This is a genomic window from Streptomyces sediminimaris (genome assembly GCF_047049295.1).
Classification (GTDB): domain Bacteria; phylum Actinomycetota; class Actinomycetes; order Streptomycetales; family Streptomycetaceae; genus Streptomyces; species Streptomyces sediminimaris.
Genome location: NZ_JBJWOT010000001.1, coordinates 1,417,157 through 1,433,119, shown reverse-complemented (window position 1 = coordinate 1,433,119; position 15,963 = coordinate 1,417,157). Strand labels below are relative to the sequence as shown.

Annotated in this window: 15 protein-coding genes; 6 read left to right on the top strand and 9 right to left on the bottom strand. The window is 71.7% G+C overall.

The window, feature by feature from the left end; all coding sequences use genetic code 11:
- Nucleotides 1–25: 25 nt before the first annotated feature.
- The 4 genes from ACJ9NR_RS06720 to ACJ9NR_RS06705 form a co-directional block, all read right to left on the bottom strand.
- A complete protein-coding gene (locus ACJ9NR_RS06720; RefSeq protein WP_412489223.1) occupies nucleotides 26–1,198 on the bottom strand; it encodes an ABC transporter ATP-binding protein in 1,173 nt (390 codons plus the stop codon).
- A 53-nt stretch (nucleotides 1,199–1,251) separates the two neighbouring features.
- Nucleotides 1,252–2,103: a molybdate ABC transporter permease subunit gene (modB, locus tag ACJ9NR_RS06715; RefSeq protein WP_412489224.1), complete on the bottom strand. Its 852-nt coding sequence runs from the start codon at nucleotides 2,101–2,103 to the stop codon at nucleotides 1,252–1,254.
- A gap of 2 nt (nucleotides 2,104–2,105) precedes the next feature.
- Nucleotides 2,106–2,936, bottom strand: a complete 831-nt coding sequence (gene modA / locus ACJ9NR_RS06710) for a molybdate ABC transporter substrate-binding protein (protein WP_412490501.1) — start codon at nucleotides 2,934–2,936, stop codon at nucleotides 2,106–2,108.
- A gap of 170 nt (nucleotides 2,937–3,106) precedes the next feature.
- Nucleotides 3,107–3,502, bottom strand: coding sequence for a TOBE domain-containing protein (locus tag ACJ9NR_RS06705; protein ID WP_412489225.1), 396 nt, complete (start codon nucleotides 3,500–3,502; stop codon nucleotides 3,107–3,109).
- 380 nt (nucleotides 3,503–3,882) lie between these two features.
- Here ACJ9NR_RS06705 and ACJ9NR_RS06700 point away from each other — a divergent pair, with 380 nt between their 5' ends.
- From ACJ9NR_RS06700 to ACJ9NR_RS06685, 4 genes are all read left to right on the top strand, one after another.
- A complete protein-coding gene (locus ACJ9NR_RS06700) occupies nucleotides 3,883–5,175 on the top strand; it encodes an extracellular solute-binding protein (protein ID WP_412489226.1) in 1,293 nt (430 codons plus the stop codon).
- Between the two features lie 9 nt (nucleotides 5,176–5,184).
- Nucleotides 5,185–6,183, top strand: a complete 999-nt coding sequence (locus ACJ9NR_RS06695; RefSeq protein ID WP_412489227.1) for a carbohydrate ABC transporter permease — start codon at nucleotides 5,185–5,187, stop codon at nucleotides 6,181–6,183.
- A 65-nt stretch (nucleotides 6,184–6,248) separates the two neighbouring features.
- Nucleotides 6,249–7,013 (top strand): carbohydrate ABC transporter permease, encoded by a 765-nt coding sequence (locus ACJ9NR_RS06690; RefSeq protein ID WP_412490502.1) that lies wholly within the window; start codon nucleotides 6,249–6,251, stop codon nucleotides 7,011–7,013.
- Between the two features lie 52 nt (nucleotides 7,014–7,065).
- The gene (locus ACJ9NR_RS06685; RefSeq protein WP_412489228.1) at nucleotides 7,066–8,118 is read left to right on the top strand and encodes an endo-1,4-beta-xylanase; all 1,053 of its coding nucleotides are present in this window, start codon (nucleotides 7,066–7,068) and stop codon (nucleotides 8,116–8,118) included.
- Between the two features lie 72 nt (nucleotides 8,119–8,190).
- Here ACJ9NR_RS06685 and ACJ9NR_RS06680 read toward each other — a convergent pair whose 3' ends face one another.
- The 4 genes from ACJ9NR_RS06680 to ACJ9NR_RS06665 all read right to left on the bottom strand — a co-directional run bounded on the left by ACJ9NR_RS06680 (nucleotide 8,191) and on the right by ACJ9NR_RS06665 (nucleotide 11,793).
- The gene (locus ACJ9NR_RS06680) at nucleotides 8,191–9,237 is read right to left on the bottom strand and encodes a LacI family DNA-binding transcriptional regulator (RefSeq protein ID WP_412489229.1); all 1,047 of its coding nucleotides are present in this window, start codon (nucleotides 9,235–9,237) and stop codon (nucleotides 8,191–8,193) included.
- Nucleotides 9,238–9,488: 251 nt separating this feature from the next.
- The gene (locus tag ACJ9NR_RS06675; RefSeq protein WP_108010071.1) at nucleotides 9,489–9,695 is read right to left on the bottom strand and encodes a DUF5999 family protein; all 207 of its coding nucleotides are present in this window, start codon (nucleotides 9,693–9,695) and stop codon (nucleotides 9,489–9,491) included.
- Nucleotides 9,696–9,939: 244 nt separating this feature from the next.
- On the bottom strand, nucleotides 9,940–10,893 hold the full coding sequence (locus ACJ9NR_RS06670; protein WP_412489230.1) for an IS481 family transposase: 954 nt from the start codon (nucleotides 10,891–10,893) through the stop codon (nucleotides 9,940–9,942).
- A gap of 315 nt (nucleotides 10,894–11,208) precedes the next feature.
- Complete coding sequence (locus ACJ9NR_RS06665) at nucleotides 11,209–11,793, bottom strand: hypothetical protein (protein WP_412489231.1); 585 nt, start codon at nucleotides 11,791–11,793, stop codon at nucleotides 11,209–11,211.
- A 553-nt stretch (nucleotides 11,794–12,346) separates the two neighbouring features.
- Between ACJ9NR_RS06665 and ACJ9NR_RS06660 the strand changes: the two genes are divergently transcribed.
- Nucleotides 12,347–13,864 (top strand): glutamate-cysteine ligase family protein, encoded by a 1,518-nt coding sequence (locus ACJ9NR_RS06660; protein ID WP_412489232.1) that lies wholly within the window; start codon nucleotides 12,347–12,349, stop codon nucleotides 13,862–13,864.
- A gap of 384 nt (nucleotides 13,865–14,248) precedes the next feature.
- Nucleotides 14,249–15,049, top strand: a complete 801-nt coding sequence (locus ACJ9NR_RS06655; RefSeq protein WP_412489233.1) for a CPBP family intramembrane glutamic endopeptidase — start codon at nucleotides 14,249–14,251, stop codon at nucleotides 15,047–15,049.
- Nucleotides 15,050–15,056: 7 nt separating this feature from the next.
- Here the strand turns inward: ACJ9NR_RS06655 and ACJ9NR_RS06650 are convergent, their stop codons facing one another.
- Nucleotides 15,057–15,866 carry a PhzF family phenazine biosynthesis protein gene (locus ACJ9NR_RS06650; RefSeq protein ID WP_412489234.1) on the bottom strand — a complete coding sequence of 270 codons (810 nt, stop codon included), beginning with the start codon at nucleotides 15,864–15,866 and terminating at the stop codon, nucleotides 15,057–15,059.
- Nucleotides 15,867–15,963 lie beyond the last annotated feature (97 nt).

The following is a 15,963-nucleotide window of genomic DNA, read 5'->3' as shown; positions in this document are numbered from 1 at the left end:
TCCTCACCGTAGTGCGGGAGGCGCCTCAGGCCGGGTAGGCGTGCGTCTGCGTCGCCTTGACCGTCGCCCAGACCGGTGCGCCCGGGTGCAGGTCGAGTTCGGCCGCGGCGACCGTGGTGAGGTCGGCGGCGAGGGGGAGCTCACCGGTGAGGCCGGCGCGGATCTGGTCGCCGTGGGTCTCCAGGCCGGCCACCTCGCAGCGCCAGTGGTTGCGGGCGCTGGAGCCGGTGGGCGGGTCCCGGAAGAGGGTGACCGCGCCCGGCGGGAACGCGACGAAGACCTCACCGCGGAGGTCCTCGGTGGTGGTGATGGACGGGCCGGCGTCGAGGCGGACGGTGTGGCCGTCAGCCCGCCCCTTGTAGAGGTTGAGGCCGACCAGCTGGGCGATGTAGTCGGTACGGGGACGGCGGGCGATGCCGGACGGGGAGCCCTCCTGGACGACGCGGCCGTGTTCGACGACCACCAGGCGGTCGGCCAGCACCATCGCGTCCAGCGGGTCGTGCGTGACCAGGACCGCGACCGCCTCGAACTCGGCCAGGTGGCGGCGCAGCTGCGCCCGTACCTCGAGCCGGGTGCGGGCGTCCAGGGCGGCGAGCGGCTCGTCCAGGAGCAGCAGCCGGGGCCGGGTGGCGAGGGCCCGGGCCAGGGCGACGCGTTGCGCCTGCCCGCCGGAGAGGCGGCGGGGCCTGGCGGTGGCGTGATCCCTCAGTCCCATGCGGTCCAGCCACTCGGCCGCCTGCGCGCGGGACTCCGCCTTCGTCGCGCCCCGGCAGCGCGGGCCGAAGGCCACGTTGTCGAGGGCGGTGAGGTGGGGGAAGAGGAGGTAGTCCTGGAAGACGACGCCCACGGGGCGGTGCTCGGGGGGTGTGCCGTTCAGCTCCGCGCCGTCCAGGCGGAGGTGGCCGCGGGTGAGGGGGACCAGGCCCGCGAGGGCGCGCAGGGCGGTGGTCTTGCCCGCGCCGTTGGGGCCGAGCAGGGCCACCACGTCTCCGGGGGCGGCGGTGAGGGAGATGTCCAGGCGGAAGGCGTGGCGGTCGACGACCAGGTGGGCGTCGAGGCCGTCCGTGGGGTGCGGGCGCGGCGCGGGCGCGGCGCCTCCGGCCGGTTCCGCGGCACCGCCCGCGCCTGGCGCGTCGGATGCGGGTGGCCGCCGCGGGGGGCGAGCGCCGTCGGCCGCCGCGCGGCGGGAATCCGGCATCAGGCGGTCCGTGGGCTGGTGTCCGGCATCGGGCGGTCCTCCGGGCGTGTGCGTCATGACGCCGTCATCCAACGGTCCCGCAGGCCCGCCAGGACCGCGATCGACACCGCCAGCAGGACCAGGCTCAGGGCGACGGCGGCCTCCGGATCGTTCTGCAGGGCCAGGTAGACGGCGAGGGGCATGGTCTGGGTGCGGCCGGGGAAGTTGCCCGCGAAGGTGATCGTCGCGCCGAACTCGCCCAGGGCCCGCGCCCAGGCGAGGACCGCGCCCGCCGCGACGCCCGGGGCGATCAGCGGCAGGGTGACCCGGCGGAACGCGGTGAAGCGTGAGGCGCCCAGGGTGGTGGCTGCCTCCTCGTAGCGCTGGTCGGCGGCGCGCAGCGTGCCCTCGACGCTGATCACGAGGAACGGCATCGCGACGAAGCTCTCCGCCACGACGACCCCCGTGGTGGTGAACGGGAGCGTGACGCCGAACCAGGAGTCCAGCCACTGGCCGATCACGCCGTTGCGGCCCAGGGCGAACAGCAGGGCCACGCCGCCGACCACGGGAGGCAGCACGAGGGGCAGGGTCACCAGGGCGCGGACGAAGCCGCGTCCGGGGAAGTCGGTGCGAGCCAGCAGCCAGGCCAGCGGGACGCCGAGGACCAGGCTCACCGCGGTCGCCGCGGTGGCGCACAGCAGCGACAGCTTGAGCGCCTGCCACACCTCGGTGCTGGTCAGCTGCTCCGGCAGGGTGCTCCACGGGGCCCGCAGGAGCAGCGAGAGCAGGGGCAGCAGCAGGAAGGCCAGGCCGATCAGGGCGGGCAGCAGCAGGGGCAGCGGGACCCCGCCGCGGCCCGCGCGCACGCGCCCGCGCCGCGGACCGCCCTCGAGGGTGTCGGCCGCGACGTCGGACTTGCCGGTCACGGTCACGGCCTGCGGAACCCGGCCTCGGACAGCACCTTCTGCCCCTCGTCCGACCGGACGAAGGCGATGAACGCCTTGGCTGCCCCGGGGTTATTCGAGTTCTTCAGCAGGGTGATCGGATAGTCGTTGACGGCCTCGGCCGACTCGGGGAAGTCCACGCCCTGCACCTTGCCGCCCGCCGCCTTGACGTCGGTCCTGTAGACGACGGCGGCATCGGCCTCCTTGAGCACCACCTTGTTCAGGGCCGCCTTGACGTCCTGCTCGTAGGAGACCGGGGTGAGCTTCAGGCCGCCGGCCGCCAGCGCCTTCTGGGCGGCGGCGCCGCACGGCACGGTCCTGTCGCAGAGCACGACCTTGAGGCCGGACCTGGTGAGGTCCTTCAGGGAGGCGACGTGGTCGGGGTTGCCCGGCAGGGTGGCGATCTCCAGCTGGTTGCGGACGAAGGTGACCGGCGCGGTGGCGTTGTCCCCGCCGTCCGTCACGATCTTCATCGTCTTCGGGCTCGCGGAGGCGAAGACGTCGGCCGGGGCGCCGCCGGTGATGCCCGCCGCGAGGCTGTCGCTCCCGCCGAAGCTGAGGGTCACCTTGGCGCCGGGGTGCTGCTTCTCGAACTCCTTGCCCAGCGTCGTGAAGCTCTCCTTGAGGGAGGCCGCGGCGAAGACGGTCACGTCACCGGACGGCTTCGACGACGAGGAGCCGGACCCGGCCGAGCCGGAGTGCGAGCCCGAGCCGGAGGAGGAGCAGGCGGTGAGGGCGAGCAGCGCCGCGGCTCCCGCGCCGGCCACCCGCAGGGTCCGGTGTGTCCGGCGCGTCCGGCGCATGGAAGGGGTCATCACGGGTCCACTCCTCCGACGTCTACGGGGGAGAGGCCGACGGTCGCCGCCGGACTCTCCCGATGCGCCGATCATACTGGCGCACATGCGAGGTGTAAGTCCCCTGTCGCATCGCATGAGCGGGGCTCAAGGGAGAGATGGGTACGCATGTGCGTTCGTACGACAAGTGGTCACGTCCTGTCGATGTGTACGTTTGTCGACTTCACTCGGGCCGTGGCCTCCATGCCCACCTCCAGGCCCAGCTCCTCCACGGCCTCCCGGGTCAGCAGGGAGACCAGGCGGTGCGGACCGGCCTGGATCTCGACCTGCGCCGCGACGTCGCCGAGTTTGATCGCGGTGACGATGCCGGGGAAGGCGTTGCGGACGGACGTGTAGGGGGTCTCCTCCTCGGCGCCGCCGGCCTTGGCGAGCTCGACGGAGAACGCCGCGAGGTCCCGGCCCTCGATGAGCCGCCGCCCGCCCTCGTCGCGGTGGGTCGCCACCCGGCCGGCGTCCGCCCAGCGGCGCGCGGTGTCCGGACTCACGCCGAGCAGCCGTGCCGCCTGGCCGATCGTGTAGCTCTGCATGCCGTCACGATAGGTCCGGCGAGGGCGCCGGTGGACGGGGGGCCGAGTCGCGGCGCCGCCGGGGACGGCCCGCCGGCGGCCGAAGAGCTCGACGAGCGCGTTTCCGTATGACGATTCGAAACATTCGGATTTTGCGGCGAACTTTACGGAAGGCTGTCAGGGGGGATCGCCGCCGGAGATGTCCCGGCCGAGTCGGCTCCTGGCGGGTCGAGGTGGCCTGCTTTCCGGGCTGGTCGAGATTCACCGTGCACAAGGGGTTGCCACCGTTTGGGAGCTGTCTCTAGGGTGCGGCAACAACGCATCTTTCTGGATCTTCTTCGAAACTTTCGGTCCGATCGGGGCGGTCGTGGACGCGCCGTCCCTACCCCTAGGAGCGCATGATGGGCGACCGGGCACTCTCCCGCCGCGGCTTTCTGGCGGCATCCGCCGCGGCCGGCCTGGGCATGACGGCACTGAGCGGCTGTGGCGGCGACTCGGGTGGCGGGTCGTCGGACGGGACGACCACCCTCGAGTGGTGGAACATCTCCACGACCGAGCCCACGAAGACCGTCTGGGCCGGCCTCGCCAAGAAGTTCGAGGCGCAGAACCCCAAGGTGAAGCTGAAGATCACCCAGCTGGAGAACGACGCCTACAAGTCGAAGATGACGGCGCTGACCGCATCCGGGAAGCTGCCGGACATCTTCCACACCTGGGGCGGCGGTGTGCTCAAGCAGCAGGTCGAGGCCGGTCTCGTCGAAGACCTCACCGACAGGACCAAGCCGTGGGTCGACGGCATGCTGCCGGTCGCGAAGCAGCCGTACCTCATCGACGACAAGACGTACGGCATCCCGTTCGACATCGGCATGATCGGGTTCTGGTACAACAAGGCGCTCTTCAAGCAGGCCGGCGTCACGGCACCGCCGACCACCTGGAGCGGCTTCCTCGACGCGGTGCGGAAGCTGAAGGCGAGGAACATCACGCCCATCGCCCTGGCCGGCAAGGAGAAGTGGCCCGGCATGTACTACTGGGCCTACCTCGCGATGCGCACCGCCGGCATCCAGGCCCTGCAGAAGGCCAACGACGACAAGGACTTCACCGCGCCCGGCCTGGTCCAGGCCGGGCGGCACCTCCAGGACCTGGTCAGACTCCAGCCGTTCCAGAAGGGGTTCCTGGGCGCCGCCTACTCCACGCCCAACGGACAGGCCGCCACCATGGGCAACGGCAAGGCGGCCATGGAACTCATGGGCCAGTGGGCGCCGGTCGTGGAGGCCGACTCCGGCAAGGGCCTCGGCTCGAACCTCGGCTTCTTCCCGTTCCCGGCCGTCGAGGGCGGAAAGGGCGCGATCACCGAGGTGTTCGGCGGCGGCGGCGGGCACGCGCTGCGCAAGGGCGCCCCCCAGGCGGCCGTCGACTTCCTGAAGTTCTTCGCCTCCGAGACCACCGACCTCGAACTCGTGAAGAAGACCAACACCCTGCCGGTGGTCCCCGGCGCCGAGAAGGCGCTCTCCGACCCCAACACCAAGGCCGTACAGGCTCAGTTGAAGGGTGCCACCGGCTTCCAGCTCTACCTGGACCAGGCCTACGACCCCGCGGTCGGCCAGGAGGTCAACGACAGCGTCGCCGCACTCATCGCCGGCTCCAAGTCCCCGGAGCAGGTCACGCAGTCGATCACCAAGACCGCGAAGGAAGCGTAGCCACCGGCGATGACCTCGACCTTCCTTCCGGACAAGCGGACGGGCCCCGAGCCCGCCGTCCCGTCCCCGGCCGCCGGGCCGGCCCGGGGACGGGCGCGCCGGCGCCTGATGAACTGGTCCACCGCGGTCGGCTTCCAGGTGCCCGCGCTGGTGCTGTTCATCGGCCTGGTGCTGCTGCCGATGCTGTTCGCGCTGTACGCCGCCTTCTTCCGCTGGGGCGGCTTCGGCATGCCCTCCGACTACGTCGGCGGCGAGAACTTCACCCGCCTCTTCCAGGACCCCGTCTTCCTCGGCGACCTGTGGCGCTGCCTGCTCCTCGTGCTGCTCTCGCTCGTCCTGCAGCTGCCGTTCGCGCTCGCCATGGCCGTCGCCCTCAACCAGCGGCTGCGCGGCCGGGCCGTGTACCGGATGCTGTTCTTCGCACCGTACGTCCTGTCCGAGGCCATCACCGGCGTGCTGTTCAGCATGGTCTTCGCCCCCGGCGACGGACTCGCCGACCACGTCCTCGGCGCCGTCGGCCTTGGCGGCCTGGGCGGTGAGTGGTTCGCCGACCCCTCCTACGTCATGGCGACCCTCTTCCTCGTCATGACCTGGAAGTACTTCGGCTTCCACATGATGCTCTACCTGGCCGGACTCCAGTCCATCCCGGCCGAGTTGACGGAGGCGGCGCTGATCGACGGCGCGGGACCCTGGCAGCGCTTCCGCAACGTCACGCTGCCGCTGCTCGCGCCCACCCTGCGCATCAGCATCTTCCTCTCCGTCATCGGGGCGATCCAGCTCTTCGACCTGGTCTGGGTGATCACCCAGGGCGGACCCGACCACCACTCCGAGACGATGGCCGTGACCATGTTCCAGTACGGCTTCAAGCGCTACCAGGTCGGCTACGCCAGCGCGATCAGCGTGGTCATGTTCGGCATCTGCCTCGTCTTCGCCCTCGCCTACCAGCGGTTCGTGCTCCGCCGCGACCTCGAAGGGGCCACCACGACGATGAGGGGGAACGGCAAGTGACCAGGCGACCCAGGGCCGTAGGGACCCTGCCGCTGCACGTGGTCCTCGTGGCGGTCGGCGCGGTGATGCTCGTGCCCCTGCTGTACGCGGCCCTGTCCGGCTTCAAGTCCACCGACGAACTCTCCCGCAACCCGTTCGGGCTGCCCGAGCACTGGCTGACCGGCAACTACACCGACATCCTCGGCTCGGGCGACTTCTGGCGGCTGCTCGGCAACAGCACGCTGGTCGCGGGGGCGACGACCGTGCTCGTGGTCGCCGTGTCCGCGCTCGCGGCGTTCTCCTTCGCACGCTTCGCCTTCCGCGGGCGGGAGGCGCTGTTCACCCTCTTCACGATGGGCCTGATGTTCCCCTTCGCGGTGGCCGCCCTGCCGCTGTTCCTGCTGCTGCGCTCCCTGGGGCTGCTGGACAACCCGCTGGGCGTGATCCTCCCGCAGGCCGCCTTCGGGCTGCCGATGACCATCATCATCCTGCGCGCCTTCTTCCGGCAGATCCCCGGCGAGCTGGAGGAGGCGGCCACGCTCGACGGCTGCAGCGCCTTCGGGTTCTTCTGGCGGGTGCTGCTTCCCATGGCACGGCCCGCGCTCGGCACGGTCTCCGTGCTGGCCGTGGTCACCAGCTGGAACAACTTCTTCCTGCCGCTGCTGGTGTTCACCGACGCCAAGTGGTGGACGCTGCCCATCGGGGTGCAGCAGTTCCAGGGGCAGTACTCGGCGGAGTACGCCCGGGTCTTCGCCTACCTCGTGCTGGCGATGGTCCCCGCCCTCGCCTTCTACTCGGTCGCCGAGCGCCAGCTCGTCGGCGGCCTCACCGCCGGCGCCACCAAGGGATGACGCCCGCCGGCGGACGTACGGCCCCACACCACACACCGTGAGGAGTCGCCCCATGCGCAAGACAGCCCGACTCAGACTCGCCGGCGCGCTCGCCGCCGCCCTGGTGGCGGCCGGTGTCGCCACCGGTCCCACGGCACAGGCGAGCCCGCGGCAGCCGACGCTCGCGGAGCTGGCCCAGCGCCACGGCCGCTACTTCGGCAGCGCCACCGACAACCCCGAACTCACCGACACCGCCTACACCGCGCTGCTCGGCCGCGAGTTCGACATGATCACACCCGGCAACGGCATGAAGTGGTACGCCACCGAGCCCCAGCAGGGCGTGTTCGACTGGACCAACGGCGACGAGATCGTGAACCTCGCGCGCGAGAACCACCAGCGCGTGCGCGCCCACACCCTGGTCTGGCACAGCCAACTGCCCGACTGGCTCACCTCCCGTGAGTGGACGGCCGGCGAACTGCGGGCCGTGCTGAAGAAGCACATCCAGACGGAGGTACGGCACTACCGCGGCAAGGTCTACTCCTGGGACGTCGTCAACGAGGCGTTCAACGAGGACGGCACCTACCGCGAGACCCTCTGGTACAAGACGCTCGGCCCCGGCTACATCGCCGACGCCCTGCGCTGGGCCCACCAGGCCGACCCGCACGCCAAGCTGTACCTCAACGACTACAACATCGAGGCCCTCGGCCCGAAGTCCGACGCCTACTACCAGCTGGCCAGGGACCTCAAGGCGCGGCACGTCCCGCTGGACGGCATCGGCCTGCAGGCCCATCTCGCCCTCCAGTACGGCTATCCGGCCACACTGGAGGACAACCTCCGCCGCTTCTCCGCGCTCGGCCTGGACACCGCGCTCACCGAGGTCGACGTACGCATGCTGCTGCCCGCGGACGAGGAGAAGCTGGCCACGCAGGCGCAGTGGTACGGGGACCTGACCAGGGCGTGCCTCGAGGTACGGCGCTGCGTCGGGATCACGGTGTGGGACTACACCGACAAGTACTCGTGGATCCCGGGGTTCTTCCCCGGCGAGGGCGCGGCCCTGCCGTGGGACGAGCAGCTCCGTCCGAAGCCCGCGTACTTCGCGATCAGGCGGGCGCTCGGCGGCAGGTAAGGGCCGCACAGGGGGATTCCGGAACGCCCCGGTGGTGCAGTGGGGAGCACCGCCGGGGTCCGGTACCCCCGGTCAGGGCGCCGGGGGTGCTGTGCTCGCCCGCACCACCAGCTCCGTGCCCAGCTCCACGCGCGGGGAGTCCGGCTGTTCGCCGCGCGCCAGCCGGAGCACCGTACGGACGGCCAACTTGCCCATGTCGGCCAGGGGCTGGCGCACCGTGGTGAGCGGCGGCGCCGACCAGCGGACCTCCGGCAGGTCGTCGAAGCCGACCACGCTCATGTCCTCCGGCACCCTGAGGCCCCGCCTGCGCAGGGCCTCGATCGCGCCGAGGGCCATCTGGTCGCTCGCCGCGAAGAGCGCGGTCGGCGGATCGGGCAGCTCCAGCAGGGCGTTGCAGCCGGCGAAACCGGTCTCGGGGCGGAAGTCGCCGGGGACGACGAGGGTTTCGTCGGGCGCCGTGCCGGCGCCCTCCAGGGCCGCGCGGTAGCCGTCGAGCCGGGCGCGGGAGCACAGCAGCCGGGGCGGGCCCGCGATCAGGCCGATCCTGCGGTGCCCCAGCGACAGCAGGTGCTCGGTGGCCACCATGCCGCCCGACCAGTTGGCGGCGCCGATCGCCGGGATGCCGAGGGCGGGGGAGCCCGCCGGGTCGACCACCACCAGCGGGACGCCGAGAACCCGCAACTCCTCGTGCAGGAGGGGCTCCAGCGCCGAGGTCACCAGCACCACGCCGTCCGAGGCACGTGCCCTGAGGTTGCGCAGCCATGCGCGGGCGTCGCCGGAGCGGCCGTGGATCGCCGACACCACGGTGCCGATCCCGGCCGCGTGCGCGACCTCCTCCACCCCCCGGACGATCTCCACCGCCCAGGGGCTGTCGAGGTCGTCGAAGACCAGGTCGAGCAGGGCGGCGCGGGTGCCCGGGGCCGCGGCCCGCTTGCGGTGGCCGTGCCGCAGCAGCAGGTCCTCGACCCGGGCGCGGGTGCTCGGCGAGACGTCCGACCGGCCGTTGACGACCCGGGACACCGTCGGCACCGACACCCCCGCCTGTCGGGCGATCTCCGTGATCGTGACCTTGCCGCGGGCCGCCGGCGCGCTCGCGGCGCCGGCCTCGTCTGCTGCCACTGCCCCCACCTCCGTCGACGCGGCTGCGGAACGTCCAGGAGTCTTCCGGAAGGCGGCCGTTCATGGGAAGTCCGGAAGGCGGCCGTTCATGGGAAGGGAGATCACGCGCGCGGGACGGCCGATCACCGCCGTACACACGGGGAACTACGCGGAGTGAACGCCTCCGGACACGCGTCGGGGCCGGCTCGCGGCGTGTCTCCGCGACCGGCCCCTCAGGTCACCGGGCGGCGAGGCGCGCCGCCCGTCCGCACTCAGGCGGCCGTCATCACCTGGCTGGCGCCCGGCGGGCGGTGCGGGGCGATGATCTGGCCGTCGGGCAGGAGCTCACCGGTGTCCTCGAAGAGCAGAACGCCGTTGCACAGCAGGCTCCAGCCCTGCTCGGGGTGGTGCGCAACGAGCCGGGCGGATTCCCGGTCGGCTGAGTCGGCTGTCGGACACGGTGGCTGGTGCTGGCACATTGATGGGATCTTTCGCTCTGTCGTGACGTGTGAGATGGCTGTCGTGTCTGTTGCGCGGTTCGAAGCTCCGTTCATGACCGCCCCCCGTGGTGATGACTCGGTCCGGTCCCAGTGTTGCCCCACGGGCGTCGTTCCGCAGGGATTTGGCCGCAGCACTTCTCACAGGTTCAGGACGCGTCACCCGCGCGGACGGTTCAGTCCAACCGCACTGTCACTTCGGGTGGTTCTCGCTGGTCGGATGGGGCTAGTTGTATTGACCCGTGAGGTTGGGAACGCGGCTGGCGGGTGGCTGACCCTTGAGCGCGGTGTGTCCGCGGTGGTGATTGTAGGTGTGCAGCCAGTCGGGGAAGGCGTCGCGTCGTTCCTGCTCTGAGCGGTAGGGGCGGGCGTAGGCCCACTCGTCGAGCAGGGTGCGGTTGAACCGCTCGACCTTGCCGTTGGTCTGCGGCCGGTAGGCGCGGGTGCGCTTGTGCGTGATGCCGGCCGTGGCCAGGGCATCGCGCCACAGACGGGCCTTGTAGCAGGAGCCGTTGTCGGTCAGCACGCGCTCGACGCTGATCCCACAGGAGGCGAAGAACGCCTGCGCCCGCCGCCAGAAGGCGACGGCGGTCTCCTGCTTCTCGTCGGTGAGGATTTCGCTGTAGGCCAGGCGGGAGTGGTCGTCGACGGCGGTATGGATGTAGCTGTAGCCGGCGCCGGAACGCTTCTTGCGGCCCGCCTGGCGGCCCAGGACCTTGTGGCCACCGCCGTCGGGGATGTTGCCGAGCTTCTTGATGTCCACATGCACCAGCTCGCCGGGCCTGGCGCGTTCGTAGCGGCGTATGACGCGGCCGGTGGCCCGGTCCAGGTGGGTCAGGCGGGCCAGGCCGTAGCGGGTCAGCACCCGGTGCACGGTGGAAGGCACCAGCCGCAGCAGGCCCGCGATGCGGGCGGGTCCCCAGCGGCGCAGCACGCGGACCTTGATGATCCGCCGCTCGGTACGTGTCGGGGTCCGCCGTGGGCTGGCGTGCGGGCGGCTGGAACGGTCGGCCATGCCCGCCTCGCCGTGCTGGCGGTAGCGGTCGGCCCACCGCTTGGCGGTGTTCACGGAGACCTGGAAGCGTTCCGCGGCCCGCCGCAGGGGCCAGTCGTCGTCCACGACACAGCGGGCCAGACGCAGGCGTCCGGTCTCGGTCAGCGGTGCGTTACGGTGCGGCATGAGGGCCTTTCTGGTCGCCGGTGCAGATGTCGCAATCCACACCGAGCCAGAAGGCCCTCACCCATTTCAAGATCACACGTCAGTGATCGCTGTCACCAACCTCCGTGGACAGAACAGCTAGTCCGTACCGGCCAGAGGGCCCTTTCGGCTCGTACGAGCGCCGGCGGGCTCGGAGGAGCACACCCCTCGACGGACGCCGAAGGGGGATCGAGGGGAAGCCCAGGGGGAGCCGAGGGGGAGTCGAGGGGGAGAACGACGTACCCCGCCGTCCGGTTGTTCCGGGGCGGGGTACGAGGAGTGTCCGGGCGAACGCGGTCAGGCGGGCGAGCCCAGCAGCGGGGAGGGAGTCACCCGATGGGTCAGCACCGGGAGCAGTTCGGCGACGCGGTGCGGACGATGGGCCGCGATACCGGGCGGAGCCGGCGCCAGCGGGACGAGCAGGTCCGTGGCGGCGGGATGGCCGGTGGCGCCGTCCGCGGTGGGGTCCCCGTGCAGCCACAGCGTGAGCATGTAGAGGCCGGGTACCGAGAGCAGGCGGGGCTGGTACGGCTGCTGCATCGACTCGGCCTGCCGCAGGGCGCGTTCGGTGGAGGCGATGTAGGGGCCCTCGAAGAAGCGCTGGAAGGCCCAGCCGTCGGGGGTCAGCACGGTGTCGGCCGCGGCCACCGCGCGTTCGCCGCAGCGGATCAGGAAGCGCCACCCGGCCAGCCGGGTGGCGGACGCGCCCGCGGGGGTCAGCCGGTCCAGCACGTGCACGGGCAGCGGGACTTCGGCGGTGGCCGGGCCCTGGGCGTGGAGCAGGGAGGGGGTCCGGGCCTCGCGTACCGCGGTGGGTGAACCGAGCGCGGTGACAACGGTGCGTAGGGCAGGCGCGGGAGCCGGGGGGACATGCAGCGGCATGGTGGGTCGCCTCTCATTCGACAGGCACGGTGGCGCGAGGGCGGGGGCGGACGGCGCTGTCTGCTCACGGGTTCAGAGGGCCGGGTGGCCGGGCGTGGGACCGGAGAACGTGGATGAGACCTGCCGCACCTCACTCGGCGGCAGGTTCCATGACCGTCGGCGCCCGACACTCTGTGTCTTGTTCGCGGAGTTTATACGACCTGTGTTCACACAATGTTTCGGCTAGTCGATTCCGGTGCACTCGGCAAGGCTGTATGCGGTCGGCGATTCGCGGGGATCCTCCCGATTCTGATCCGACCGTGCGGCGGTGACCTCGGAAAACTGCCTGGAAGGGGTCGGCCAATTCTTGTCGGCGTTTTTCACGAGTTCGTGGTGGGCCGGAAACCGCGCCATGTCCATGCCGGATGAATGTGCCCCCGGTCACGTGCACCAGAGTAGCGCTCGCCGGGCCCGCGTGGGGACGTTATCGATCGCCGAGGCGGGGCATCATTGCACGTGACCCCGACACCGGCGGCCGGGATCACGGGCCGCGCATCCGAGGAGGGACCCTTCGATGGGCGAGAAGGTCGTGGCAGGCCGGTTCGACCTGTCCGATCGGCAGCTCTACCGCGACAAGCTGCGCAGGTGCCTGACGGGACTGGAGCGGCTCCTGGCCCAGAAGCGGTTCGACCGTCCGCAGAACCTCATGGGGTTGGAGATCGAGCTGAATCTGACCGGCGGCGACGGCATGCCGAAAATGCTCAATGCTCAGGTCCTCGAGCGGATCGCGAGCCGTGATTTCCAAACAGAACTCGCCATGTTCAATCTGGAAGTCAACATAGCCCCCCATCGATTGGGCGGGAGGGTATTCGACCGGCTCGCGGAGGAACTGAGGACGTCTCTGGCATATGCCGACCGGAAAGCGGGCGAGCTCGACGCGGGAATCGTGATGATCGGCATTCTGCCGACCCTCGACCGGGACGATCTGATCTCGTCCAATCTCTCCGACGCCGATCGCTACGCCCTCCTCAACGAGCAGATCGTGGCGGCCCGCGGCGAGGACTTCGTCCTGGACATCGACGGGGTGGAACGCCTCAGCTGCACCTCGAAGTCCATCGCGCCGGAGGCCGCGTGCACCTCCGTGCAACTGCATCTCCAGGTCACCCCGGGCCGTTTCGCCGACGTGTGGAACGCCGCGCAGGCCGTGGCCGCCGCCCAGATCGCCGTCGGCGCCAACTCGCCGTTCCTGTTCGGGCGCGAGCTGTGGCGCGAGTCCAGGCCGCCGCTGTTCCAGCAGTCCACCGACACCCGCCCACCGGAGCTCCAGGCCCAAGGGGTGCGCCCGCGCACCTGGTTCGGCGAGCGCTGGATCTCCTCGGCCCGCGACCTCTTCGAGGAGAACCTGCGCTTCTTCCCCGCCCTGCTGCCGATCTGCGACGAGGAGGACCCGCTGGAGGTCCTCGACGCCGGCGGCGTCCCCAAGCTGGCCGAACTCGTCCTGCACAACGGCACGATCTACCGCTGGAACCGCCCCGTCTACGGCATCGCCGACGGCGTCCCGCACCTGCGGGTGGAGAACCGCGTCCTGCCCGCAGGACCCACCATCACCGACGTCATCGCCAACGCGGCCTTCTACTACGGCCTCGTGCGCGCCCTCGCCGAGGAGCCGCGGCCCGTGTGGACGCGGCTGCCCTTCGAGGCGGCGGCGGCCAACTTCGACGCCGCGTGCAAGCACGGGATCGACGCCCGCCTGCAGTGGCCGCGGCGCGGCCGGTACGGCGGCCTCACCCGGGTCGACGCGGTCAGCCTGGTGCGCGACGAGCTCCTGCCGCTCGCCGAGACGGGCCTGGACGCGTGGGGCGTCGAACCCGCCGACCGGGATCTGTACCTCGGCGTCATCGAGGAACGCTGCCGGCGCCGGGCCAACGGCGCGTCCTGGCAGGCCGCGACGTTCCACCGGGCTCTGGAGTCGGGCCTGTCGCGGCAGGCCGCGCTGGCCGCCACGACGCGCAGGTACAGCAGGCTGATGCACTTGGGGGACCCGGTGCACACCTGGCCGGTGGGGCTTCCGGAGCCGGTGCCGCTGGGCTGAGCGGCGATTCGGCGGCGCCCCGATCGGGCGCCCGCAACCCTGCCGGGTGAGACCGCCGGGCGGCTGCCGGGCGGCCACCGCGAGCCGCGCCGGAAGTGCCGCCGCGTGCCGTCCGCCGGCTGCGGCGTCGTCGGCCACGCGTCTCCACGGGTGACCGCGAGGCGGCGGCGGGCGTCGTGCGCGGCGGACGGTCCGGGCGGACGCGGCCGGGCGACCGCCGTCCGTTCCCGGCCGCCACGCGCACGAGGACGGGGGCCGCCGCGGCCCGTCCCATACTGATCGGGCAAGCTGTGACGTCCCAGGACGGTGGCGCACCCGGAAGCCGCGTCCCGCGCGGCGTCCGACCCCCCGGACGAGGCCGGATCACTCAGACTGGAGGCAGGTGTGCAGGCAGAGGCGGACCCGGTGGCCGATTCCGTCCCGCCGGAGCGGCCCTCGCGGCGGATCCTGCGGGACGAGACGCTGCTCGTACTGGGGCTGTCACTCGGTGCCAGTGGTGTCTCCGCCCTGATCAGCTTTGTCGGGTCGGTCACGAAACCGGGGGGTCTGAAGAACCAGGCGGCCACCCTCAACGCGTCGGCGGCACCGGGGCGCCCGTGGCTCGATCTCGCCTGGCAGCTGTTCGGGATCGCGACCGCGCTGGTGCCGGTCGCCCTCGTCGCGCACCTGCTGCTGCGCGAGGGGCGCAGCCTGCGCACGATCGGCTTCGACCGCACCCGGCCCTGGCCGGACCTCGGCCGCGGTGCCGGGATCGCGGCGGTGATCGGCAGCACCGGCATCGCCTTCTACCTGGCCGCGCGCGGGCTGGGCTTCAACCTCACGGTGGTGCCGGAGGCGCTGCCCGACGTGTGGTGGAAGTACCCGGTGCTGGTCCTGTCGGCGATGCAGAACGCGATCCTCGAGGAGGTCATCGTCGTCGGGTACCTGCTGCGGCGGCTGGGGCAGCTGGGCTGGACCCCCGGCACCGCCCTGGTGGCCAGTGCCGTGCTGCGCGGCAGCTACCACCTCTACCAGGGCATCGGCGGCTTCCTCGGCAACGTGACGATGGGCGTGGTGTTCGTGCTGCTGTACCGGCGGTGGGGACGGGTGGGCCCCCTGGTGGTGGCGCATTCCCTGCTCGACATCGGGGCGTTCGTCGGATACGCGCTGCTGGCCGGCAAGGTGGGCTGGCTGCCGACGGCCTGACGCGGGGCTACACCAGCAGCTCGCCCTCGATCGTGGTGACCGCGCGGCCGCTCAGCAGCGTGCGGTCGCCGCGCAGCTCGGTGCCGACGCGGCCGGAGCGGGGCGAGGCCTGCAGGCCGGTGAGGACGGTGGAGCCCAGGCGCTCCGACCAGAAGGGGGCGAGGGCCGTGTGGGCGCTGCCGGTGACGGGGTCCTCGTCGATGCCGACGTTCGGGAAGAAGCAGCGCGAGACGAAGTCGTAGCCCCGGGACGGGTCCTCGGCACGGGCGGTGGCGATGAGGCCGCGCGCGGAGTGGGCGCCCAGCGCCTTGTGGTCGGGGGCGAGCGCGCGGACCGTCTTCTCGTCGGCCAGCTCCACGAGCAGGTCGCCGACGTCCGGCCCGGTGTCGAAGGCTCGGCGCGGCTCGGCGCCCAGCGGCTCGGCGATCCCGGCCGGGACCTCCACCTCGGTGAGCGGCGCGGTCGGGAAGTCCAGCGTGATCGAGCCGTCCTGCCGCGGCGTCGCCACGAGCACCCCGCTGCGGGTGGCGAACCGGACCGGGCCCTCGTGCGCGCCGGTGCCGTGCAGGACGTGTGCCGTCGCCAGCGTGGCGTGGCCGCACATCCTCACCTCGGCCACCGGAGTGAACCACCGCAGCGCCCAGTCCGTCTCCCCGCCCTCCGCGAGCCGGTGCGCGAACGCCGTCTCGGCATGGTTGACCTCGAGGGCGACCCGCTGCATCCAGGCGTCGTCCCCGAAGGCGTCGAGCAGCAGCACACCGGCGGGGTTCCCGCCGAAGGGACGGTCGGTGAAGGCGTCGACGATTCGGATACGCATGCTGCGACGCTAGGACGGCCCGGCCCGGTCCACCAGGGCCAATTCCCGGTCGCCGGCCCGATTTCGGCGGCAGCGGTCTCGGCGCGGCGTCCACCGC